Raw genomic sequence first — 23,362 nt, 5'->3', positions numbered from 1 at the left:
GATAGCATATAAAGTTGCTAAACGGTCTCTTTCTTTATATGAAAGCTTACTTTCAATTACGTCTACGCGCCACTAATAAATTAGGAATGAACTAATTTTTTATATTGAAATTAGATATTACTTACTTCTGCTATTACTTCTTCTTCAGTTTCACCTTGCTCCAACAACAATTGTTTTTTCTCTGCTACCTTGAAAAATGGTAAATAGATAAAATAAGATGCTACGACAGATAATGCTGAAAAAATAGCCGCAGGTATATTTCCGTTTGTAGCTAGATAAGCCCCGATAACTGGTGGGGTGGTCCAAGGAACTAGAAAGACAACGGCACCAATAATTTCTAATTTTGTTAATACGTATGCAAAAGAGCCTATTATCACAGGAGTTATAATAAAAGGTATCATCATGATAGGATTCATTACTATTGGGAACCCGAAAATGACAGGTTCGTTTATATTAAATACAGCTGACGGTAAAGACAATCTACCCAACGATTTATAAGATTTTACTTTTGATCTCATCATATTTAAAACTAAACCGATGGTTGCTCCAGTACCTCCGATGGACATAAATACAAGTCCAAAACCCTCAACGACAATATGGGGTAAAGGAGTTCCGGCCTGGAAAGCAGCCATATTAGCAGCTAAATTACTTAAAACAATCGGAGTAACAATTCCTGCTAAAGCGTGATCGCCGTGAATTCCGGCTGACCATAATAAACATACTATCAAGGAAGTAATAATTAGACCTGGTAAACTGTCTATCCCAAATACTAATGGTTGGAAAACTATCTGAATAACCGCATTCAAATCAACACCTAGAATTACTCTAATAATCCATATGGCAGTGATTATCACAAATGCTGGAATCAAACTGATAAAAGATTGAGCAACAGCTGGTGGAACACCGTCTGGCATTTTTATAGTAATATTATTTCGTATGAAAAACCGATACACTTCTACAGTGAATAAAGAAACAATTATAGCTGTAAACATCCCTACCGCGCCTAAGGATTCAATATTAAGCGTATTTTCTTCTGAGAGAGTAGCTAACAAAAACGCTACTAATGTAATTAGTGCATTAGAAATTGGTTCTACCTCTAATTCTTTCCCCATATAATAACCAATTCCAATTGCTGAAATTAACCCTAGCATACCAAAAGTTACATTTACCGGTGCATTTAATATTTCAGAATAAGGAGAAATAAAATCCATCCAGGCTTGTACTGGAAGATTACCAATAATTAAGAAAAAACTACCAATAATTGTAAAAGGAACAGTAATTGAGAGCCCATTACGAATAGCAATTAATCGCTTGTTTTGACCAATTTTAAATAATACAGGAATAATTTTATTTTCAAATATTTTTGACATATAGTTTCTCCCCCTTGATTATTGATTATAAAATTTAAATCTCAGTCTCTAATATCTCGGTTACTATTACCGCACAATTTTTATGAAGCCTTAAGGCTGTTATAGGCCATTCTGAAGTTACGTTATTTTCCATTAGTTTCTTTATAGAATCTCTTTTTGTTTCTCCGCTTGCTTCAAGAATCAGATAGTCGGATTCTAACAGTTGTTTGATTCCTAATGTAATTCCTTTACTTAAATTCACATCGTTTTCAAAATATTTTTCTCCTACTTTTTTGGTTATCTCGTTTAAGTCTACGACATGAGCAAGACTTTCAAAACTAGTACCTGGTTCATTAAATCCTAAATGCCCATTTACTCCAACTCCCAACAAAGAGAGTGTTATTCCTTGGTGGTTTTTAATATAATTATTTGATAACTCACATTCCTTTTCTAAATCTGAAGATTTAGCATTGAAGAAGTGAATTTGTTCTTTGGGCACATTTACAGGATCAAATAAGTTTGTTTTCATATATGCTAAACAGCTACCTTTATGAAGCTCATCAAGTCCAACCCATTCATCTAACCCAATATAATATGCTTCACATAAATTAATTCTTTTTTCACGATGGGCTTGTACAAGCAACTCTAGTGTTCTTACAGGTGTGTCTCCACCCGCAAAACAGAACAAAGAGCTAGGATGTAATTTCATAACTTCAATGATTTTCTCGCTTGCTACTTTACTTAATTCTTCATAATTTTCGGTATTAATTAAATTGAACGGTTGCATACACATTCTCCTTTTTTATTGTTTCAATTTAAACTGTGGTAAAAACTCTTTATGAGCTTCTAACAAATCATCCAACATTTTTTTTGCGTCCCTATCGCTTGAAACTAGTGGGTTAATTGTCATAGCAAGCAAAGCTGTATCGTAATTTCCTGTCACAGAAGCTTCAATAGCTGTTCTTTCGAATGATTTGATTTGTTGTACTAAACCTTTAATCGCAATAGGTAGTTCTCCAGTAGTTAAAGGAATCGGTCCATGGTTTGTTATGACACAATTTACTTCTACAGCTGAATCAGGATCAACATCTAAAATAGCTCCATTATTTCGAGTATTGACTGTTTGAATATCTCTTTTATCATTGTAAATAGAATTTATCAAATTACATGCTGCTTCACTATAATAGGCCCCTCCTCTTTGTTCTAATTCTTTAGGCTTGTTAGTTAAATTCGGGTTTTTATATAGCTCAAATAATTCTTTTTCTACTTTTTTTACTACCTCTGCTCGAGTTCCCTCATTTTCAAAAGATTTCTTTTGTTCTTCTAACATCCTTGATGTCTGATAATAATATCTTAAATAGCCAATGGGTACCATTCCAAGTCTTTTTATAAAGCTAGGCTCCCAGCCAATTTCTTCAATATTCTTCAATCCTATAGAATCTTCTTGATCTATCATTTTTTCCATAACTTCTTTAGTTACATTTTGTCCATTCAAATATATATTTTTTGCGAATAACATATGATTTAACCCAGTGAATTCAACATAAATATTTCTTCGAGAAACATTTAATAATTCAGCTATTCCCTTTTCAATCCCAATAGGTCCATTGCATAACCCTACAACTTTTTTTATATTACTATATCTCAATACCGCTTCTGTAATCATCCCTGCAGGATTAGTAAAGTTAATTAGCCATGCATTAGGACAAAGTCGCTCTATATCAGAACAAATTTCTAAAATAACAGGAACAGTTCTTAGCCCTTTAAATAATCCTCCTGGACCGTTAGTTTCTTGTCCAATAGTATTATATTTTAGAGGTATTTTTTCGTCTTTGGCTCTAGCTTCTAATTGACCTACGCGAAATTGAGTGGTAACAAAGTCAGCATCTTTCAACGCTTCTTCTCTATCAAGAGTTAGATAAACTTTAATAGGAACATTTGCTTTTTCAATCATCCTTTTAGAAAGTTCCCCAATAATTTCTAATTTTCCACGTCCTTCTTCAATATCCACTAACCAAATCTCATCAATTGGTAATTCATCATAGCGATTGATGAATCCTTCAATTAATTCCGGAGTATAACTAGATCCTCCACCAATAGTAACGATTTTTAACCCTTTCATAATATAACCTCCCTGAATTGTAACGCTTTCATTTGTACATATTTATTATATTACAAAAAATCATTGTTAATTCAATTGTTGGCTATTTAGGATGTCATCTTGACTTTTGGAAGTTGTTACATTAAAGTAACAGGGTGTTCCACTGATAGATTATAAAAAAATGAAAGGACTGAATAAATTGTTATTTTTAGACTATACTCCTGAACTAACTTCCCTTGATAGAGACATTTATCGGTATATCTCTGCAAATTTAGAAAAGGTCACATACATGAGAATACGCGATTTAGCTAATAATACACACACCAGTCCTACTAGTGTCTTACGTTTTTGTAGAAAGTTTGAATGTGAAGGTTTTTCAGAGTTTCGTATTAAATTAAATATCTATTTGAAAAGTGAAAAAGAAGTCCCTATTGAAGGAATAGATGAAATGGCTATGATTGACTTCATTAACAGAACAACCCAACCTTTATATCAAGAGAGAATAAAAAAGGCTGTTGAATTATTACAGGATAAAGAATTGATTCTATTTTTAGGATTAGGTTCTTCAAATATCATAGCTGCATACGGTTCTCTATATTTTTCTTCTATTTTTAATATCGCTTTAAGGATTGAAGATCCTATGAACCTGCCAATTGACTACTTGTCAAAAGAGTTGTCTGAAAAAATTTGTATCATTGCTTTATCTGTTTCTGGAGAAACTAGCGAAATTATAAATTGTTTAAATCATCTGAATTTTACTAATAGTTCTATTATCTCAATTACAAATAGTTCTAAGTCTACAATTGCTCAGCTTTCTGATGTAAATATCCCATATTATATTTCTAAGGAATATACCAAGCACGCAGATATTACCTCTCAAATTCCAGCATTATATACTATCGAATATTTAGCCAAAGAAGTTAGGAAGACTCACAGTAAAATAATGAATAATTAAAATAATAACTTTTATCATTTATGGTGCTTGTATTAGAAAAATTATTAACACTTTTTTGATAACCTTGTAATATACAAAATAATACTCTCAAACTATATATATATAATAAAAATCTTTTTGTCCCTTGGCAATTAGATAAGGTCTGCCTATAAAGATATTTCTATTTTTTTCATTATAATAATCTCTATTTATTAAAAAAAGTCTAGTCTATAGATCTTTTTATTTTTCAACGATTTCATCATTATTTGTATCAACTGAAGAAAAATCTACTAGATTTTTCTTGTTACGCAATAGAAATACCGTGATAAGTAATAAGCACCTCAAAGTTGGGTGCATAACCTGCTTAGCGAATATTTCGTTTCGTATAATTAATCGCCATACCAATTTAGTATACTATCTTGCAGAGCAATATTGTAGGAGTTAGATTCCCCACCTAAAGAGTCTGAAATCAAAAGACTTTCATCAAGCTTGAATTTTAAACATATAGAACTATAGCTTAATCATAATATACCCTCGTTAAATCTAATTAGTTCTGTATTATCATCTTGGAAAATGTTCTGTTGCTTCAATCAAATCTATTTTGGAACTACACACCACTAACTATAAAGACTTACAAATTAGAAATAATAGTGATTTTCTTATAATTCATTGTATTATCTCTTAATTTATAAGATAAATAAAAAGTCACTCCATATTTCATGAGTGACTTTTTATTTACCTTACGGTCTTTATTTTAGGTATTAATAGTTAAAGTAGCAACTACGCTCAGAAAGTATTATTGAGAAAGTATCTGGTTATCATTCTCGTAAACAGAAAATTCTTTTGTTTTTAAATCAGCTGTAAATACTGCTACAACAGTTTTATCTCGACTTTTTCTATAAATAATAATTTCTGAATCTGAAGGTGTTTCGATTTCAATACTTCCTTCTAAATCAAATGCATCTGAGGTATTTCTGAAAGCTAACAAACGGAATAACTTACTGACGACTGGTCTTTGAACCTGTTTATCTATTTCTTCTATTGTATAATAATGTCTGTTAATATTTCGGCCTTCTTTAGTTTTTTCCAACAGCTCAATATCATTTTTTCCTGCTAGTAAACCTACATAATAAATTTGTGGGATTCCTGGAGCAAAACATTGAATCGCTCTTGCCATCAAATAACTTTCATCATTATCTCCCAAAGCACTATAGTAAGTACTATTAATCTGATAGATATCTAAGTTGTTATAATTCGCACTAGAATAACTTTTCTTAACATTAGCTCCAACTTTATATAACTCCTCAGATGTGTAGTTTAATTCTTCTTCTGTCAACAAATCACGTGCATCTACAACTCCAATTCCATCGTGGGTATCTAGTGTTGTAAATTGTTTCATAGGACTTATTTTTAGCCAGTTTGCAAGGCGCTCTGATTTTCCGCTATATAGAGAATATAATGTCACCATTGGTAGAGCAAAATCGTAGACGTAATAGTCATGATCAGATATCTTCATTTGAATAGAATAATGCTCATGAATTTCGGGAAGTAAGTCAATTTCGTATTTCGCTGCTTCATTCCGGACTTCATCTAGCAAACTCCAAATTTCGGGTTCTATAAAGAAATCATTGGTATCTAATTTCTTGATTGCATAAGCAAAAGCATCTAAACGAATTAGTGAACAGCCATGGCTAGCCATATCTTTAATGGTCTCACGAATGAATTGTTTAACTACTTCTTTCGTAACGTCTAAATCAATTTGCTCCTCACCAAATGTATTCCAAACTTGTTCCGATAATCCATCGGCAAACGTAATCTTTTGAAATGGTGCTTTATCTTTTCGTTTATAGATTAAATCAATATCTTCTTGATTAGGTCTTCCTTCTGGAAAAAATTCATGAATACGAATAAACATATCTTTATATTTAGATTGATTATGGTTTTTTTTGAAGTCTTCAAAAAATATTGATTCCTTAGAAATATGATTAATCATAAAATCAAACATCAGGAAGTATGTTTCCCCAAGTTTTTCTATCTCTTTCCATCCTCCAAAAGAAGGATCAACCATTGTATAGTCGCTCGGGGCAAATCCACGATCCCCTGAAGAAGGAAAAAAAGGAAGGAAATGAATACCTCCAATTACTCCGTTAAGATGTTTATCTAATACCATGGATAATTCTTTAAGATCCTTTCCTAAGCTGTCTGCGTATGTGATTAGCATTACTTTATTTTTTATTTTCATTATTAATCTCCTTTATAATCTGCTAAAATAATATTTGGTTTACCATATAAAATTAGCTTGTAAGTATTTGATTTGCGAATTAATTTCGTACGTAAAAAACTTAGAATTATTAAATATTTAATTAGAAGAAAGCAATAGCGATGTTTTTTCGTTACATTCTGTATTTATGACAATCGAAATAAATAGAGATCTTCTCAGCTAAGACCTAAAAAATATTGGACGTTTATTGGACGTTTATTGGACGTTTATTGGACGTTTATTGGACGTTTATTGGACGTTTATTGGACGTTTATTGGACGTTTATTGGACGTTTATTGGACGTTTATTGGACGTTTATTGGACGTTTAAAGTTGATACGTAGAAATAGTATATTTTACTAGTATTTGTTATAGCATATTATCTAGTTTTAAAAAAAACACTTCATAAACCTATTAGCGTTTAGGCTAAATTATTTTTTTATTAATACCAACATTATAGTTAGTTTGTTTCATTTTCCTTTACACTATCACGGTATTTTAATTCGTGAGGGATAATGCGTAGTTTTGGTGAATCAGTATTTCCACTAATGATCTCTGACAATAGCTTGGCAGATTCAAAACCAAGTACTTCTGCATCCTGTGCAACTGTTGTAAGCCTTGGCGTAACGTATTGGGATAGGATAATGTCATCAAAACCGATAATAGATATATCATCCGGTACATTTAATCCCATTTCCTTTATCCCTCTTATAGCACCGATAGCCATGATGTCACTCGTACAAAAAAGAGCAGTGATATTTTTATTGTTTTTTAATAAGTTTTGAGAAATCAAAAAAGCAATATCCTCTTCAAAATTTGCATATTGAATATGCGCTTCATTAAGTTGGATATTATTCTCCACTAATGCGCGGCGATAGCCATTTTCTCTCAAGATACTGACTTTTGCATCGCGACTACCATTAATAATACCAATGTTACGATGTTTCTGAGAAATTAAATATTCAATTGCCTCAAATGCTGCTTGTTCGCTATCGATTGAAACAGTTCCTACATATGGATTCCCCATATCAATATCGATTAAAACAGTAGGTATATTTGTTATTTTTAATTCTTGATAGTAAGAATCTGTCATTTTTAAACCCTGGACAACTGCTCCAGCTATATTATGTTCATTACAAAACTGGCGAAATGTTTTCTCCTTCTGTTTCTCAGTACTTGTTCCGTAAAAAACGAATTCAAAATCTGTTTGTTCCGTATATTTATAAACTCCACTTAACACTTCTAAAGGCATTGTAGACTTACGATTAATATTTAACTCACTCAAAATTAGTGCGATAGTTTTTTGCGTTTTAGAGGATAATGTCCGTGCTGCCATATTTGGTGCATAATCTAGTTGTTTAGCAACTTCTAAAACCCGCTCTTTTGTTTTTTTATTTATATCAGTATACTCATTGAATACTTTAGAAACAGTTGATATTGATACTCCAGCAGTTCTAGCTACATCTCTGATAGTTGCAGTCACTTATTTCATCTCCTCTTTATATAAAATATCTTCCTATTTTTTCAAAACATTACTTCTTCGGTTTGGTACTTACATCATAAAAACTTTCTCGTCAAAGTGATAGTTTTTAATAGTATACTATACCTTAATCAATCGTACTATTTTGGGTCTTCGCACTGACTTTTTAGCTCTCAAAAGATATTAACGTATCCACCTTCAATAGAAAATATCGCCTCAAGCTATTCTAGATTAAAATTTAAGATCTTATACTATCTAGCAAAAAAGATTTACTTTTCTCCATCCATACGTACTCCTTGTAAAAAATACTTATTAAATATCAGATAGATAATAATAATCGGAATAATCGTAATTATACTGGCAGCCATTGTTTGATCCCAACGCACTCCGCCATTTCTACTCTGAAAAGTTTGTAAACCAAGCGTAAGCGTATATTTACTTGGTGTAGTTAAATATAGCATAGGCTTCATAAATTCATTCCAAAATCCCATAAAAACAAATACTGCTTGTGTTGCAATAGAAGGCTTAGCTAAGGGCATAACAATTCTAAAAAAAGTTTGAAACCTTCCTAGACCGTCAATCGCTGCTGCTTCTTCGATATCTTTTGGAAAAGATAAGAAAAATTGTCTCATCATAAATATATTTCCTATATTAATTGCGGCTGGTAAAATTAAAGCAGAAAAACTGTCTAACATTCCTAAGTTCATTAAAATTAAGTAATTAGGAATCAATAAAACTTGAGCGGGGACCATCATTAGAGCTAGAAATCCATAGTATATGCGTTGACGACCCGGGAAATTTAATCGCGCTAAAGCATAGCCAGCCATTGTGTTCAATAATATGTTAATAGCAGTCCCAATAACTGATATTATAACGGAGTTAATAAACCAACGCGTAAATAGAGAAGATCTTCCTAATACGTACTGAAAATTTCCTAAAGTAAATTCTTTTGGAATTAATGTCATATCTCCAGATACGATTTCACTATAAGATTTAAATGATGCTGCAACTGCCCAAATAAAAGGATAAAATGTCATTAATGCATAGCCTACTAAAATTATATACAAAATCCCTTTAAGAATTTTTGGTTTTTGTTTCTGTTTCATCTTTTCCCACTACCTTTCAGTATTTATTCTTTCAGCTAATCGTGAAGCAATAAATATAATTACTGCTAAAATAATTGCCAAAGATGCAGCGTATCCCATTGTATTCATTTGACCAAAAGCATACTGATAAATCATCAGTGAAAGGGTTAGAGTGGAATTATTTGGCCCACCAGAACCATTAGAAAAAATATAAGCTTGGTCAAACATTTGAAATGTACCAATAATTCCAGTCAAAAGTACAAAGGTGGTGATTGGTCGCAAATATGGTATTGTAATATATTTCAATTTATCAATTGCAGTTGCTCCATCGATTTCTGCAGCTTCGTACAAAGAAGAAGGTAAATCAACTAAAGAAGCTAAGTATATAGTCATATAGTACGGAACAGTTGACCATACATTCATTACCATAATAACTTTTAGAGCATATGCTGGTTCTTGTAAAAAATTTATAGGAGTATCATATAGTCCAATACTCATGAAAAATTCGTTAACTGGTCCATATATATTAAAAATAAACATAAATATTATTGTTAATGCAGAACTAGATGTTAGTGTTGGTAAGAAATATATTATTCGAAATAGTTTTTTCCCTTTAATTCCTTTACTACTCAAAATATAAGCGATAATTAATGCAAAAATAGTTTGTAAAGGTACTACTACAAAAGCAAAAGTTGCTGTATTCTTCAGAGCAATTAATGCCTTTTTATCAGTAAAAATTCTGATATAATTATCAAATCCTTTAAAAGAATAAGTGTTTGTGAATAGATTTACATCATTAAATGAAAGATAAATCGCAAAGATAACCGACCAAATAAAAAAAATTCCAACAATTATAATCGCCGGTGCCAAAAAAACCCATGCTTGTTTAATTTCTTGTATTTGTGTTTTAGTTTTCTTGTTTTTTTGAATTTCCATGATTTCCTACCTTCCTGTAAAAAAGATTAGAGGTAAGTAGATAACTCACCTCGATCTTTATAAACTACTAATTCTTATTCTGGATTAATATCGGCATTAGCTTGTTCGTCTGCTTTTTCCATCGCTGATTTGAATGTTTCACTACCATCTAAAGCGCTAGTTACGAAATTTTGATAAGCTTTGTTTATAGTATCAAGTGTTGTACCATTTTGCCAGATAGTAGCATATTCCCATGCTTCTAAATGAACTTTTAAATCTGCATTTTCTGTAATATTCGCTTTAGCTGCTACATCTTGACGACTAGGTAATGTTCCTGTACCTTCAATCCACAATTTCATACCATCGACACCTGTTGCGTATTGAATCCACTTGTCGGCCAATTCTGACTGCTCAGTTCCTGCGTATTTACCCCAACCTACTGAGAACATCATAGAACCTTCAGTGTCTTTGTAAGTAGGCATTTTTTGAACTGTAAAAGGTATATCTGGGAATTCATCTTTCAGCGTTTGATATACCCAATTACCTTCATCCATAATTGCAATTTTTCCTGAACCAAAAGCTTCCCCATTCCAACCAGCCCCAATTTCTTCTGGAGTCACGACAGCTTTAGTAGCAACTAATTCTTTTAATATTGTTAAATTTTCAACAACTTTTTCACTTTCCAAATTAGCTGTTCCATCTTCATTTATAGGCATGCCATCTTCGCGGGCTGCTAGATGGTAGTTACGAGCCAAATCTTGATTGTAACTCATAGCAAATACTTTTCCTTCACCATAAGCAGCATCAATTTTTTCTTGAAATTCTGGTAACCATTTCACGTACTCTTCATATGAACTTGGAATTTCATCCAATGATACTCCAGCTTTCTCAAATATTTCAGTATTTAAATATAGTGCTAATGTAGACATATCTTTTGGTATTGCTTGTAATTTACCATCAGTTGTAAAACTATCTGTTAAACTTTCATAGAATTTATCGCTTTCGAATTCACTATTTTTAAGATCTGCTAATGTTTCGTTTTGAGAAAACCAAGGGTACATATATGAATCAACGTAGAAAACATCAGGAGCAGTTTTCCCGGCTAAATCTGCTTGAATCTGAGTATTATAATCTGTGTAAACTTTTTTTTCAATTTTTGAGCCCGTTTCATCTTCAAATAAACTAATCATTTTATCTAATGAACCTTCTTCTGCTTCATTTCCTCCCCATACACCAACCGTCAATGTGTCTCCTGTAAAATCTGATTTCTCGTCTCCAGAACCGGTCTCATTCTCGCCACTTCCACCACAAGCTGTCATTAGAAGAGCTGCCGACAAGGTAACTCCTATGCCAATAATTTTTTTCCACTTTTTCATGTTTATTCCTCCTATATATTTATATTTTTTTTGGTACCAACAGAAACACAATACTTTGAACCAAATGCTTCAAAGGAAATTTGGCTCGAACCATTATTTGTTACACTAACTTGTTTTTTATTTACCTCAATAATCAAAGGATTACCTCTCCAAATAATACCAAATGTTAAGTTACTCCAAGCTTCTGGCAAATGTGGCTCTATCCTAAGCTTACCATCGAGACAGCGTACTCCTCCATATCCAAATACAACCATCTGCCAGATCCCTCCTAATGAGGCTGCGTGAATACCATCGTCTGAAGATAACATATTTTCTCCCATATCAATATTCATCGCTTTATTAAATAGTTCATAAGATAGATCTAACTTGTCAAGATCAGCAGCTAATATGGCATGAGTAGATAATGATAGTGATGAGTCATGTACTGTTTTAGGCTCATAGTAATTCCAGTTAACTAATTTTTCTTCTTTTGAAAAGAGATCTTCAAATAAAAATAATAAAAGTAAAACATCAGCTTGTTTAGTTACTTGCATTTCATTTACTTGTTCCAAATTATAATCATGAAATAAAGTACCTACTTGTGGACTTTGTTTGTATTTAGTTAAGTCAATTACCTTTTTTGATAAATAGCTATCGTCTTGAGGTATGACTCCTTTTTCTGTTGGCTTTGGCAAGTAAATTTTGTCAACTTTATCTATCCATTGTTCATAAACTTGACTCAGTTTGAGTTTTTTATCCAAATTCCAAAAAATATGTTGTTCATTTTCTTTGAGTTTTTCATATAATTTTATAGCTAAGTTAATGTTCCAATACGCTGTGTAGTTAGTATAGGCATTGTTGTCCACATGTTCTTTATACTCATCCGGGCCAATAACTTCTAATATTTCATAGCGTTTTTTGTCTTCTTGCCATTCTAGTCTACTAGCCCAGAATTTTGCCGTATCTAAAATCACTTCAAATCCTTTTTCACGTGCAAATTTTTGATCCCCAGTTACATCCATATATTGTTTTATACCAAATGCTACATCACTTGTAATATGTTGTTCAATGAACCCAGACCAGATCTTAGTCTGCTTTCCAGTAACAATATCGGCTGCCCCCCACACAGGTGTTGTCTCACCATCATCTGGCCAAGCTGCTTCCCAAGGAAACTGTGCACCTTCAAATCCGTTTTCTTCAGCTTTTTTATGAGCACCTTCAAGCCCTAAGTGTCGATAAGTTACAAGACTTTTTGCAATATCTGGATGAGTAAATGTGAAATAAGGTAGCATAAAGATTTCTGTATCCCAAAAAGTATGTCCTTTATAACCCTCTCCGGATAGTCCTTTTGCAGCAATATTCATTCGCTGATCATGGGCAGGAGCAATAGCATGAAGATGATATCTAGCAAAGTTAATCGCTAATTGATCTTTGAAATTTTTTGATTTTATCGTAATTGGTAGTACCGACCATACATTATCTTCCCAATCCTTAGCAGATTTTTCAAAAAGCTTTTGATAACCAGTTACTTCTGCTTTCTTTAATTCCTTCAATGCAATATTTTTTACTTCAGCTATCGTTTTCCCTTCTATCTCCTTATCTATTTCAGTATATATTGATGAGATTTTTTCTATTTCTACTTCTTCTCCCGCATCAAGATTTATCCAATAACGGTTGTATATTTTTCGTCTACCCATTTCAACACGTTTCTTAGATTCGTGGTAAATATCCTCTTCTTTTTTTATTTTATGAGTAGTAGATAGTACTAAGAAAATATCTGATTGTGTAGTATACGGCATCATTTGCATATATTTGCCTTCTGTTAACACCTTGTCTCCTTCAGTAAAATGTTGTGCGCCGCTATTTGTAACTTGACCATTTATTCCTGAAATAAATTCCACTTCTACAGGTTGACCTAGATTTTTGATTTCTACGAGCTGACCAATAAGATGTTTTTGTGAAAATGAGACAAATCGTTTAAAATTACATTGAACTTTAATACCTCCATATTCCCAAATAAAAGAACGAGTTAGTTCACCGGTTCTCATATTTAAATCACGATGGTAATCAGTTAGTAGCCCTTTAGTTGTATCTAATCGTTTACCATTCAAACGAAATTCCATACCAATTAAATCAGGAATGTTAGGAAGTTCAGTAACTTCATTTTCACTCACCTTATTAAATGTTCCTGATACAAAAGTATCCCTTTGTTCTCCGATATAGCTTTCTTCTGTTACAGATCGTAAACCTAGATAACCATTTCCTAGAGACATAGCTGCTTCTACCTTACCTAGCCAATCAATATTAAATACATCTTCTCCAATCAACCATGGATTATCCTTGTAATACTTCATTCCAGTACTCATAACTTCCCCCTAAAACGTTTTAGTTTTATTTGCTATTTTATTCATAAAAATAATAATTTGATCGAAATGCAGCAAATATTGCACCTAATAAATACGTGCCAATAACGATAGTTATAGGTGCTTTAAATAAGGCAATTCCAATTAAGCAATGAATTATACCATAAAACATATAGCTTCTTATCAGCGTTGAAGGATTATATTGATTTTTAAACATTCGAGCTAATAATATTCCTAAACCTGTAGCCATTATAAAAAGTATAAGCAATTCTCCTGTATCGATTTGTGCTATGAAGCTTTTTTGTAGAACTTCATCAATAGAGTTGTTTTTCAATATGTTCCTCCCTTTCCATTATTTCCCTCTCTACATCAAGTAATACTTGACTTTGACTTATCAAATCATGAAGCGTCAATTTAAAAATTAACAGAGATAAGCCAGATAAGAATAAAAATAAAATTCCTATATTGGGAAGAAAATAAAGTAGCTTAGAAGCTTCTCGCAAACCTACATGAATCATTCCTGGTTCTTCTGTATAAACAGTTAATCGGGAAAAGTACTTACCTATTGTCTTTCCTTCGAAAGAAGAAAGAGAAACCGTATTATATACTACAAATAAAAATTGCGGAAGAATTTTAAGTAAAAAACCTTCGAAACCTAAAATAGTTAAAAGCATATGGCTCGGGAGATAAATAAGCATCCCGTCAATCAAAATTGCCAGTATTCTAAGTACAAGCTTCCCTTTCATAGCAACTCACCACCTTCCGAAAACCTTTTCCTTATAAATGGATAATAACAGGTATTTACAAATAAAGCAAACGCTTTCTTTTGGGTATTGCTTTATTATCTCTATTATTGTATAATAATTACCGTAAATAACTAAAACGTTTTAGGAGGAGTCATCATGTTTCAAACTATTATTTTTGATTTAGATGGAGTTATCACCGATACTGCTAATTTTCATTTTAAAGCTTGGCAATCTTTAGCTGAAAAATTAGGCGTCTATCTTACTGAAGATTTTAATGAACATCTCAAGGGAGTCGATCGTACTGAATCACTAAGTAGAATTTTGTCCCATGGGGGCTTAAAACATAGTTTTTCAAAAGAGGAACTTATTACTTTTGAAGAAGAAAAGAATAATCTATATATCACTTTAATCGATCAAGTTAGTCCTGAAAACATTCTACCAGGTATTGAACAGTTATTGAATGATCTGCGTTCTAATAACGTAAAAATTGGATTAGCATCCGCTAGTCGAAATGCGCCTAAAATATTACAAAATCTCGGCTTATACGATTATTTTGATACAATTGTAGATCCTTCAAAATTAAAAAAAGGAAAACCAGCGCCAGAAATATTTGAAACAGCCTGTCAACAACTAAATATTCATCCAAAAGATGCAATTGGCATAGAAGACGCTTATTCAGGAATTCAGGCTATTAATGATTCTAAAATGCTCTCTGTTGGAATAGGGGATTTAAACATATTAAAAGATGCTGATTATATTTTAAACAATACATGCTTATTGACATTTGATAAACTACTAGAAATTTGGAATAATAAATAAAAATAATATTCTAAAAGACGTTACTTAAATAATGATAAATGATTAAACAACCTATTTAGAACCTTGTTAAACCAAGGTTCCTTTTTACTCTATTTTCTTTTAAAACTACTCAATAACATCCTTCTTTACTTCATTTCTATAGGTTTCATTTAGGGATTCAGACTTGCCTACTTTATAAAGTTTCATCTCTAAATCTTCAACTCCATATTTTTCATGTCTCTTATCATCTTTTTACCCCTTCAACAACATCATCCACTAGATTTTGCGCTCTTGATACAATAAATATTGGTAATTTTTTAATATTCTTTTTATCTTCAATACACTTTAGGTTTTCCATTAACTCGTCTTAAAAATTGATAGGGAATAAAGTTCCACAATACGAATATTTGATATACTTACCTAGTTCATCTGCATATCTTATTAACCATTCATATCCAATTGTTTTTTTAATAGAACTTTTTTATTGAAATCACCAAAAATTAAAGAGTCTATGAATTTAGATTTAGTCTTTCTACCTTTGATTATCATTGCCATCTTTACTATCTATTCTCCTACTTTTAGAGTTAAACCTTGTCCCTCGTTTGAACCAAATAAGATAAGGCTATCAATTTTATTCCTGTACTCCATGATATAGTATTAAGCGGTATATCATCCCATGCTGTAGCTAAATAAGTAAATCGATAAATCTAGATTCTTTTAGTTTATAATGTCCGATAATTTAGCTATGTCTTCTACTAGCAACTCGAAGCCACCATTATCTCCAAGGCAACCTAGCTCATCTATAATAAGGATACTTTACGATATCCTCTGTGCTAAAGCATCTAACTACCGTTTCAGCTATACTGTGAAAAATCCAAATAATTTCTTTTAGTTCTTAGCTAGCTAGTATCCACTTGTACATTATTATTTTAATCTTATCTCTGGATGTATACGTAAAATCTGTAATTTAATTCTGATACAAAAAAATATCTTTATTATTGTTATTTAGAAATATCTACTTATACAATTAAATACATAGAAAAAGATATAATCGTGTATCCAGAACTCTGTCGATATAAGATATTTTTATAGTGTTTAAGGTAAAAAAATCTTGTTTATATAAGCTACTTGATCCTACTAAGAAAAGAATATCCCAGTCTAAGAGATATCACTATAGATACATCTTTTTATTTATCAGATAAGCTTTTTTAGTTCTGTATATCCATTGAGATACCATTCCGATTTACGGATATCTTTGCAATCGGTTATAAAACGAGAGTGTATTCTTTAGTCGCATACAGACTCACCTGTATAGAGATAGGCATTAATTAATCATGACATGCTTATTTTTATGATTTTCTCTCCTTGCTGGATTAATTGACAGATTAATCTTTTCACGAAAATTATTTAGTAGTCCCTTAATTTATCTAAACTACACGAGGCAGAATCGAACTGCCTCAAGGCCCCTAACCGTGCACTGGTAAAGATATTTATTCTGAATCTTCTGCGATTATAGGTGTATCGGATTCAGTTGCTGGCTGGCTAAGTGTATCGTTTAAATTATTGATTTGACGACCAATATTCTTTGTTCCAGCTATTGAATTAATTAATTCAATTAGGTCTAAACCCGTTGCGTCCTTAAGAGCTTCTTGTGTCGAAGTTAACACATTTGTTGCTGTCTTAGTAATGGCTGATGCGCCATTCCCGTCTCCGCTATCAACAACTGTAATTTTATCAATATTACCTAGTGGTTCTGCAGATGCTTTGATAATAGCTGGGTAAGCTTCAATTAGCAGAGTCGTAATGGCTGAACTTCCGATACCTTCCATAGCTTTTGCCCATGCTGTTTTACTTTCAGCGTTAGCTTGACCGATTAAACGAATACTTTCAGCTTCTGCTTGACCATTTAATTCGATTTCTTTAGCTCTAGCTTCAGATTCAGCAATCGATTTATTTTTACTAGCAATCGCACTTTGTTCAACAGCGTAACGTTCAGCTTCCGCTTTCTTACGAACAGTTGCATCGTATTCGCGCTCTTTCTTGATTGTTTCTTTCTCTTGTAGTTCAATTTGTTTTTCACGTTCTGTAATTAATGCATTACCTTCTTCAACAACAACGCGTTTCTTTAATTCAGCACGTCTCAAGTCATAAGCACTTTCAGCTTCGGCCTTAGCAATATTTTGTTCTCTCTCATACGTAGATAACAATAAACTTTTCTCTTTTTTAGCATTCGCTGTTTCTGTTTCACGTTGTAATTCAGCTTCTTGAGATTTTTGATCGGCTAAAGCACGTTGGATACGTGTTTCTTTGTCTGCGTTAGCTGTCTTAATATCAGCATCACGCTTAACTTCAGCAATACGACCTTGACCTAATGCTTCTAAGTAACCATTTTTATCCGTCACTTCTTTTACGGTGAACGATACAATCACTAATCCCATTTTAGCTAAATCGCTTGCAGCTTCTTCTTGTACATTGCTGTTAAAGACATCTCTATTTTTATAGATATCTTCAACGGTCATACGACCTAAAATAGAACGCAAGTGACCCTCCAATACTTCCTTAGCTTCGCCTTCTAACTGCTCTGTTGTTTTGCCTAAATATTGTTCTGCAGCCGTTGCAACATCTTCGGAAGTTGATCCGATTTTGATAATAACGGTTCCATCAACAGCGACCGGTACACCCTCTTTAGTATAAACTTCTGGTGTACGAACATCTAATTTAGAGGATAAAAGGGACAGTTTATTAACCGTTTGAATAACGGGCCAAACGAACGTTCCGCCTCCGCTAACGATTTTCATCTTATTATTTGTCTCAGGATCGATAAAAACATTTTTATTTCCTAGAGCTGTACCAGAAATGATTAACGCTTCGGCTGGTGAAGCAGTACGGTAACGACTAACTAATAATACTAATAAAATAACGGCAATGGCGATAATGCCGACTGTTCCAAATAAGGTTGAATCCATATGTTTATTCCTACTTTCTTCTTACTCTATTTTTTAATACTTGTTTCTTTTTGTTTTCATTCCATGTCGGTACTCGTTTAGCAATAGATTTAATACTATTATCATACGGTAACACATATAGTACGCGGTCTCTGACGTCCATTACTAAGACATTTTTGTTTATTGGAATATCTGTTATCCCGTCATCATTTTCGTAAATTCTAGCCATTTTATTAACCCGTGTGAACCCTGTATAAACAATAACTTCGCCTGTTTTATTAAGCGAAATTGGAACGGATATCTTCCCCTCTTTACCCTCTAATTGATAAATAGAGGTAATACTAGAATTTTCGGCACGTCCTTTAAATGGTAAGATAACGAGAATATTCATTAACATAATCGCAATCATAATAACAAAAAAGATACCTATAAACAGTAGAGTAGATACTGTTTTACGTCCAGCTACTAGAATTCCATATGTAATGAAAAAGGCAATCATACCAGTAACAAAGAAATCACTAATGTCATAAAAACCAATACTGATAATATCTTTCAATGGCAATGTTAAAATGACTAAGACTATACACCCGGCAAAAACATACTGCAAATACAGCGGACTCCCTAATACAACGGTTAGCACTTCATTTTCACCTCCCTTCAGTGAAGTTATTTATAATGAATCCTTACAATTATTTGAGTGCCGTGTATGACAATTTCTTTTGATGAGCAAACGATTCCATTCTTGAATACTTAACTCACATAATACACTTTGTAGTCGTTTTCTGTAATACAGTTGCTGTCTATTGCAACTGTACCTTTTTTGAATACATCTTCACATTTTTTGTTTAATAAATACAGATAATTATTGTTTCCAATAGTTATCATTTCCAATTAAAAGATACTATTTATAAAAAAAGCAAAAAAGAGTAAAGTCCGAACCATACTAAATTTTTGAAAACTATAAATTATTCAGGACTATAATATAGTTTAATAATCTGAAATAAGCTTTAATTCTTTACGCTTAATTCTTTATTCATATTTTATTCTGTTTTCTTTTAAGCTATTCAAAACTTCATATATACATCTAGTATCCCTAGCTTTAGATTGATATCTGCCAAAAAGTAATAACTGGTGATGAACCATTATCCATCGTTCTTTTGGAATAATATTCATTAAATTTTTTTCAACATCTAATACAGAATCATTTTCTCCTGCCCATTTTAGTCTTTTAGCTACCCTTATAATATGTGTATCTACTGCAATAGTTGGAATCCCAAAACCTTCTGCTAATACAACATTTGCTGTCTTTCTTCCTACTCCAGGAAGTGACATTAGTTTTTCTCGTGTCTGAGGAATCTTTCCATCAAATTCATTTACTATTTTCTTTGATGTTTCAATAATAAAATTGGACTTATTTCTATATAAACTAATACTATTTAAAGTTTCCATAACAATTTTTATATCTGCTTTTGCTAAACTATATAAATTTGGGTAAACTTTAAATAAATTAGGCGTTACTTTATTTATCGATTTATCTGTCGCTTGAGCGGATAAAATCACAGCAATTAAAAGGCTAAATAGATCATCATAATTTAACTCTGATTTTGGATTTGGATACTCAAACGATAAGATATCCAATACTTCATTTACAGTCATCTCCATATATTTTCCTCCTATAGTTAAAAATTATTATTCTTACTATCTAGCTTATTCATTCGAAAGTAGCAGTATTTGATATAAATAGAAAGAAGGAACCAATCATATACGATAAAGGATATCATATATGACTAGCTCCTAGTCTCCTATTTTTTATAGAAGTTAATGTTAATCTGCTAATTTTATTATTTATACAATGGATTTTTTTGAGTTAATTTTAGTACTTCTTGTTTTATAGCTAATTTTTTTTCTGGATAATCTTTAGCTTCTAAGGTTGCTACAAGCAATTCTGCTACTTTTTTTGAGTCTCCTTCATTAAATCCGCGCGTGGTAATTGCTGGTGTTCCTATTCGGATACCACTTGTTTTAAATGGACTCAATGTTTCGAATGGAATAGTATTCTTATTTACCGTAATACTTACTTCGTCTAATAACTTTTCTGCTTCCTTTCCATTTAAGCCAAATTGTGTCACGTCTAACAAAAGCAAATGGTTATCCGTACCTTTACTAATCAAGTGACCTGTTGATGCATTAAAAACAGTTTCCATTGCTTTAGCATTTTTTATTATTTGGGTAGCGTATGCTTTAAATTCAGGCATCATAGCTTCTTTGAGTGCAACGGCTTTTCCAGCAATTACATGCTCTAATGGCCCACCTTGAATACCCGGGAAAATAGCGCTATTAATTGCTTTGCTATATTGTTCTTTAGCTAAAATTAATCCTCCACGTGGTCCTCTTAACGTTTTATGAGTTGTCGAAGTTACAACATCTGCATATGGAATTGGACTTTGATGCAATCCAGTAGCAACTAGCCCTGCAATATGTGACATATCTACCATTAAGTAGGCTCCAACTTCATCTGCAATTTCTCTGAATAAAGAGAAATCAATTTTTCTTGCATAAGCAGTTCCACCAGCAATAATTAATTTTGGCTTGTGTTTTAATGCTTGGCTTCTTACATTATCGTAATCAATTAGCTCGTTTTTTTTATCTACTCCATAAGCAATAAAATGATATGTTCTGCCACTAAAGTTAACTGGTGAACCATGTGTTAGATGTCCTCCATGTGTCAAATCCATCCCTAAAACAGTATCTCCTGGTTTTAAAAAGGCATTAAATACAGCCATATTAGCTCCTGAACCAGAATGAGGTTGTACATTTGCATATTCAGCTCCAAAGAGTTTTTTAGCACGGTCAATAGCTAAATTTTCAATAATATCGATGTACTCACATCCACCGTAATACCTTTTCCCAGGATATCCTTCGGCGTATTTATTTGTTAAAATACTCCCTTGAGCAGCAAGTACTCCTTCTGAAACAAAATTTTCTGATGCAATTAATTCAATATTTTGCTCTTGACGATTTTTTTCCAAATCAATTGCGTCAAAAACCTCTTTATCAAATTCTCTAAAGTCCATTTTCAATACACATCCTTCAATAATTATAATTTCACCAAATAATTGGATGAAACTATAGTCTTTTCTTCAGTTAATAAAACTTATGGCTATCTAAAATACCTTTATTCATTTTTGACTTAAAGTACTTAGTAGGTTCATTGTAATATAGTATTTTTTTTATCTACTTGATTTGAATCAAGTAAAAATATATTGTTTCATCTATTACTACAATTTAAACCTTGTCTAGCTTTTAAAAGAGGCTTAGGTCTATCTCAAAATGATAGACAGACACACCATTAAAAATGCTATCTTTTAAAACAATATAACCTGTCCTTCAAAATAGAAAACTGATGAAATTAACTAATCAGATAACGTATTACAGAGGAGTGTGCTAGATTTAAAAAACAATCAATGCAAAATTATGATTGCGAATGCAAAGGGAAAATAGAATTATATATACTATTCCTGTATTTTAATCCTTAGCAACTTATCAAATTAAAAAAATTCATGCCTTAATCTATCACAAACAATCCTTATAAGAAGAAATGATTTATCATTCCGGAGAATGAGCTTTATTCGAGAAAGATCTTTATGAAATTTTTACTAAAGCCTAAATAGCTTATTCTATTTGTGTAAGTAAACATGAGGATTTCCGTGAGCTTGTCTTAAATTATCCAAGTATTTCTGTTAAATTATTAGGTGCTATCACCTAATGGTTGGAAAATTCTAAACAGCAAACGGATTGGGCAGTAACTGAAACCGCGAGAAAATAGATTATTACATTTTTTAATTTATTTAATTGATACTACAGAGAAAGAAAAGCTTATAAAAGAGGTTGTTTATGGGGACATCAAGTTATTAGAACCTTCACAAAACAATTGCCTCTTTATAAATATAATAACAATCATTTTTAGTACTAAAAAAGCTACTAATAAAAGTTTATTAATAGCTTTTTATTTTATAGATTTTTTAAAAAGGACATTTAATTATTAATTTTAAAAGTCATAGTCTTCATCCAGCATCGTTTCAGCATTCCCCATCAGATATCCTGCTCCAACTTGTGAAAAGAAATCATGGTTAGCTGTTTCAATGGAAATCCCATTCATAACAATAGGATTAACATCATCCAAGTCAGCATTTTCATAATACGCTAGAAAACCCATATTTTGTAAAGATTTATTGGCATTGTATCGAACGAACGTTTTAACATCATCAACCATGCCTATTGGGCTGTATATTTCTTCAGTATAAGCTAATTCATTTTCCATCAGATCTTCTAACAATTCGTACATCCAACTATTTAATTCTTCCTGATCTTCTTCAGGTAATTCATTGTAGGTTAATCGAAACTTGTACCCTAAATAAGTGCCATGCACTGATTCATCACGAATAATTAACTTAATTAGTTCAGCTAAGTTAGACAATTTATTGCTGCCACGGTACCATAAAGGAGCAAAAAAATTACTGTAATACAAAACACCTTCTAAGAATATGCTAGCAATCTTCTTTTGCAAAGCATTGCCTGTTTTATAGATATCGTTAATCCTTTTTACTTTGTACTGCATCCGTTCATCGTTATTCATCCAATCATAAATCTCATTAATACTTTTAATGCTATTCAAAGAAGTTAAGATTGTTCCGTAACTTTTAGCATGAATGGTTTCCATAAATAAAAAATTATTCATAATAGCCGCTTCTTTATGAGTACGAACATCCTCTCGCATAGCATTGACCCCCTCTTCAGACTGCAAAGTGTCCAACAGGGCTAATCCTCCCACGACCTTTTTAATAATCTCTTGTTCGACAGCTGAAAGATCTCGCCAGTCAGCAAGGTCATTTGAAATAGGTACACGAGTATCTAACCAGAATTGAGAAGTTGCTTTATCCCAAACATAATCATCTAACTCGTCTTCAATTTTATCCCAGTTTATAACTTTATGTTTTAAGCTCATGGTATTTTCCTCCTTAAAAATAGAACT

At 32.1% G+C, this 23,362-nt stretch carries 19 protein-coding genes; 3 read left to right on the top strand and 16 right to left on the bottom strand.

All coding sequences use genetic code 11. The features are described 5' to 3' along the window. Nucleotides 1-110 precede the first annotated feature (110 nt). Genes B9Y54_RS04305 through B9Y54_RS04295 form a run of 3 tightly spaced genes read right to left on the bottom strand, consistent with a single transcriptional unit; the run spans nucleotide 111 to nucleotide 3,474 of the window. Nucleotides 111-1,370, bottom strand: a complete 1,260-nt coding sequence (locus B9Y54_RS04305) for a PTS sugar transporter subunit IIC (RefSeq protein ID WP_085559120.1) — start codon at nucleotides 1,368-1,370, stop codon at nucleotides 111-113. A gap of 34 nt (nucleotides 1,371-1,404) precedes the next feature. Continuing rightward, nucleotides 1,405-2,136 (bottom strand): glucosamine-6-phosphate deaminase, encoded by a 732-nt coding sequence (locus B9Y54_RS04300; RefSeq protein ID WP_085559119.1) that lies wholly within the window; start codon nucleotides 2,134-2,136, stop codon nucleotides 1,405-1,407. Nucleotides 2,137-2,151: 15 nt separating this feature from the next. Next, nucleotides 2,152-3,474, bottom strand: a complete 1,323-nt coding sequence (locus B9Y54_RS04295) for a 6-phospho-beta-glucosidase (RefSeq protein WP_085559118.1) — start codon at nucleotides 3,472-3,474, stop codon at nucleotides 2,152-2,154. Between the two features lie 175 nt (nucleotides 3,475-3,649). Here B9Y54_RS04295 and B9Y54_RS04290 point away from each other — a divergent pair, with 175 nt between their 5' ends. Continuing rightward, the gene (locus tag B9Y54_RS04290; protein WP_085559117.1) at nucleotides 3,650-4,405 is read left to right on the top strand and encodes a MurR/RpiR family transcriptional regulator; all 756 of its coding nucleotides are present in this window, start codon (nucleotides 3,650-3,652) and stop codon (nucleotides 4,403-4,405) included. 775 nt (nucleotides 4,406-5,180) lie between these two features. Here B9Y54_RS04290 and gtfA read toward each other — a convergent pair. Continuing rightward, nucleotides 5,181-6,626, bottom strand: a complete 1,446-nt coding sequence (gtfA, locus tag B9Y54_RS04285; RefSeq protein WP_085559116.1) for a sucrose phosphorylase — start codon at nucleotides 6,624-6,626, stop codon at nucleotides 5,181-5,183. Between the two features lie 226 nt (nucleotides 6,627-6,852). On the opposite strand from gtfA, the gene B9Y54_RS12925 reads away from it, so the two are divergent. Continuing rightward, nucleotides 6,853-6,987 carry a hypothetical protein gene (locus B9Y54_RS12925; protein ID WP_268761823.1) on the top strand — a complete coding sequence of 45 codons (135 nt, stop codon included), beginning with the start codon at nucleotides 6,853-6,855 and terminating at the stop codon, nucleotides 6,985-6,987. A 116-nt stretch (nucleotides 6,988-7,103) separates the two neighbouring features. On the opposite strand, the gene B9Y54_RS04280 is transcribed toward B9Y54_RS12925, so the two are convergent. The 7 genes from B9Y54_RS04280 to B9Y54_RS04250 form a co-directional block, all read right to left on the bottom strand. Next, on the bottom strand, nucleotides 7,104-8,126 hold the full coding sequence (locus B9Y54_RS04280; RefSeq protein ID WP_085559115.1) for a LacI family DNA-binding transcriptional regulator: 1,023 nt from the start codon (nucleotides 8,124-8,126) through the stop codon (nucleotides 7,104-7,106). 266 nt (nucleotides 8,127-8,392) lie between these two features. Beyond that, complete coding sequence (locus tag B9Y54_RS04275) at nucleotides 8,393-9,229, bottom strand: carbohydrate ABC transporter permease (protein ID WP_085559114.1); 837 nt, start codon at nucleotides 9,227-9,229, stop codon at nucleotides 8,393-8,395. 9 nt (nucleotides 9,230-9,238) lie between these two features. Continuing rightward, a complete protein-coding gene (locus B9Y54_RS04270) occupies nucleotides 9,239-10,144 on the bottom strand; it encodes a carbohydrate ABC transporter permease (protein ID WP_085559113.1) in 906 nt (301 codons plus the stop codon). A gap of 74 nt (nucleotides 10,145-10,218) precedes the next feature. After that, entirely contained in the window at nucleotides 10,219-11,499 is a 1,281-nt protein-coding gene (locus B9Y54_RS04265; RefSeq protein ID WP_085559112.1) for a sugar ABC transporter substrate-binding protein, read from the bottom strand. Nucleotides 11,500-11,510: 11 nt separating this feature from the next. Then, on the bottom strand, nucleotides 11,511-13,844 hold the full coding sequence (locus tag B9Y54_RS04260) for a glycoside hydrolase family 65 protein (protein WP_085559111.1): 2,334 nt from the start codon (nucleotides 13,842-13,844) through the stop codon (nucleotides 11,511-11,513). 37 nt (nucleotides 13,845-13,881) lie between these two features. Then, a complete protein-coding gene (locus B9Y54_RS04255; RefSeq protein ID WP_085559110.1) occupies nucleotides 13,882-14,175 on the bottom strand; it encodes a hypothetical protein in 294 nt (97 codons plus the stop codon). Then, on the bottom strand, nucleotides 14,156-14,587 hold the full coding sequence (locus tag B9Y54_RS04250; RefSeq protein ID WP_090005055.1) for an RDD family protein: 432 nt from the start codon (nucleotides 14,585-14,587) through the stop codon (nucleotides 14,156-14,158). Before B9Y54_RS04250 ends, B9Y54_RS04255 begins: the two co-directional genes overlap by 20 nt. Before the next feature lie 156 nt (nucleotides 14,588-14,743). Between B9Y54_RS04250 and pgmB the strand changes: the two genes are divergently transcribed. Further along, nucleotides 14,744-15,406, top strand: coding sequence for a beta-phosphoglucomutase (gene pgmB, locus B9Y54_RS04245; protein WP_085559109.1), 663 nt, complete (start codon nucleotides 14,744-14,746; stop codon nucleotides 15,404-15,406). A 1,469-nt stretch (nucleotides 15,407-16,875) separates the two neighbouring features. Here the strand turns inward: pgmB and B9Y54_RS04240 are convergent. From B9Y54_RS04240 to nrdF, 5 genes are all read right to left on the bottom strand, one after another. Further along, the gene (locus B9Y54_RS04240; RefSeq protein ID WP_085559108.1) at nucleotides 16,876-18,351 is read right to left on the bottom strand and encodes a flotillin family protein; all 1,476 of its coding nucleotides are present in this window, start codon (nucleotides 18,349-18,351) and stop codon (nucleotides 16,876-16,878) included. A gap of 10 nt (nucleotides 18,352-18,361) precedes the next feature. Continuing rightward, the gene (locus B9Y54_RS04235) at nucleotides 18,362-18,970 is read right to left on the bottom strand and encodes a hypothetical protein (RefSeq protein WP_085559107.1); all 609 of its coding nucleotides are present in this window, start codon (nucleotides 18,968-18,970) and stop codon (nucleotides 18,362-18,364) included. 389 nt (nucleotides 18,971-19,359) lie between these two features. Beyond that, the gene (nth, locus tag B9Y54_RS04230; protein ID WP_200805354.1) at nucleotides 19,360-19,992 is read right to left on the bottom strand and encodes an endonuclease III; all 633 of its coding nucleotides are present in this window, start codon (nucleotides 19,990-19,992) and stop codon (nucleotides 19,360-19,362) included. Between the two features lie 179 nt (nucleotides 19,993-20,171). Next, nucleotides 20,172-21,404: a serine hydroxymethyltransferase gene (gene glyA, locus B9Y54_RS04225; RefSeq protein ID WP_085559106.1), complete on the bottom strand. Its 1,233-nt coding sequence runs from the start codon at nucleotides 21,402-21,404 to the stop codon at nucleotides 20,172-20,174. 974 nt (nucleotides 21,405-22,378) lie between these two features. Continuing rightward, complete coding sequence (gene nrdF, locus B9Y54_RS04220; protein ID WP_085559105.1) at nucleotides 22,379-23,335, bottom strand: class 1b ribonucleoside-diphosphate reductase subunit beta; 957 nt, start codon at nucleotides 23,333-23,335, stop codon at nucleotides 22,379-22,381. Nucleotides 23,336-23,362 lie beyond the last annotated feature (27 nt).

Source organism: Carnobacterium iners (genome assembly GCF_900177385.1).
GTDB lineage: Bacteria > Bacillota > Bacilli > Lactobacillales > Carnobacteriaceae > Carnobacterium_A > Carnobacterium_A iners.
The sequence above is the reverse complement of the archived record's forward strand: the minus strand, read 5'-3'. Positions and strand labels throughout refer to the sequence as shown.

What these genes read in the sequence shown, in the direction of transcription:
- B9Y54_RS04305 (WP_085559120.1), bottom strand. Translation starts at nt 1,370, where the DNA reads ATGTCAAAAATATTTGAAAATAAAATTATTCCTGTATTATTTAAAATT.
- B9Y54_RS04300 (WP_085559119.1), bottom strand. Translation starts at nt 2,136, where the DNA reads ATGCAACCGTTCAATTTAATTAATACCGAAAATTATGAAGAATTAAGT.
- gtfA (WP_085559116.1), bottom strand. Translation starts at nt 6,626, where the DNA reads ATGAAAATAAAAAATAAAGTAATGCTAATCACATACGCAGACAGCTTA.
- B9Y54_RS04275 (WP_085559114.1), bottom strand. Translation starts at nt 9,229, where the DNA reads ATGAAACAGAAACAAAAACCAAAAATTCTTAAAGGGATTTTGTATATA.
- B9Y54_RS04270 (WP_085559113.1), bottom strand. Translation starts at nt 10,144, where the DNA reads ATGGAAATTCAAAAAAACAAGAAAACTAAAACACAAATACAAGAAATT.
- B9Y54_RS04265 (WP_085559112.1), bottom strand. Translation starts at nt 11,499, where the DNA reads ATGAAAAAGTGGAAAAAAATTATTGGCATAGGAGTTACCTTGTCGGCA.
- B9Y54_RS04260 (WP_085559111.1), bottom strand. Translation starts at nt 13,844, where the DNA reads ATGAGTACTGGAATGAAGTATTACAAGGATAATCCATGGTTGATTGGA.
- B9Y54_RS04250 (WP_090005055.1), bottom strand. Translation starts at nt 14,587, where the DNA reads ATGAAAGGGAAGCTTGTACTTAGAATACTGGCAATTTTGATTGACGGG.
- pgmB (WP_085559109.1), top strand. Translation starts at nt 14,744, where the DNA reads ATGTTTCAAACTATTATTTTTGATTTAGATGGAGTTATCACCGATACT.
- B9Y54_RS04240 (WP_085559108.1), bottom strand. Translation starts at nt 18,351, where the DNA reads ATGGATTCAACCTTATTTGGAACAGTCGGCATTATCGCCATTGCCGTT.
- nth (WP_200805354.1), bottom strand. Translation starts at nt 19,992, where the DNA reads ATGGAGATGACTGTAAATGAAGTATTGGATATCTTATCGTTTGAGTAT.
- glyA (WP_085559106.1), bottom strand. Translation starts at nt 21,404, where the DNA reads ATGGACTTTAGAGAATTTGATAAAGAGGTTTTTGACGCAATTGATTTG.
- nrdF (WP_085559105.1), bottom strand. Translation starts at nt 23,335, where the DNA reads ATGAGCTTAAAACATAAAGTTATAAACTGGGATAAAATTGAAGACGAG.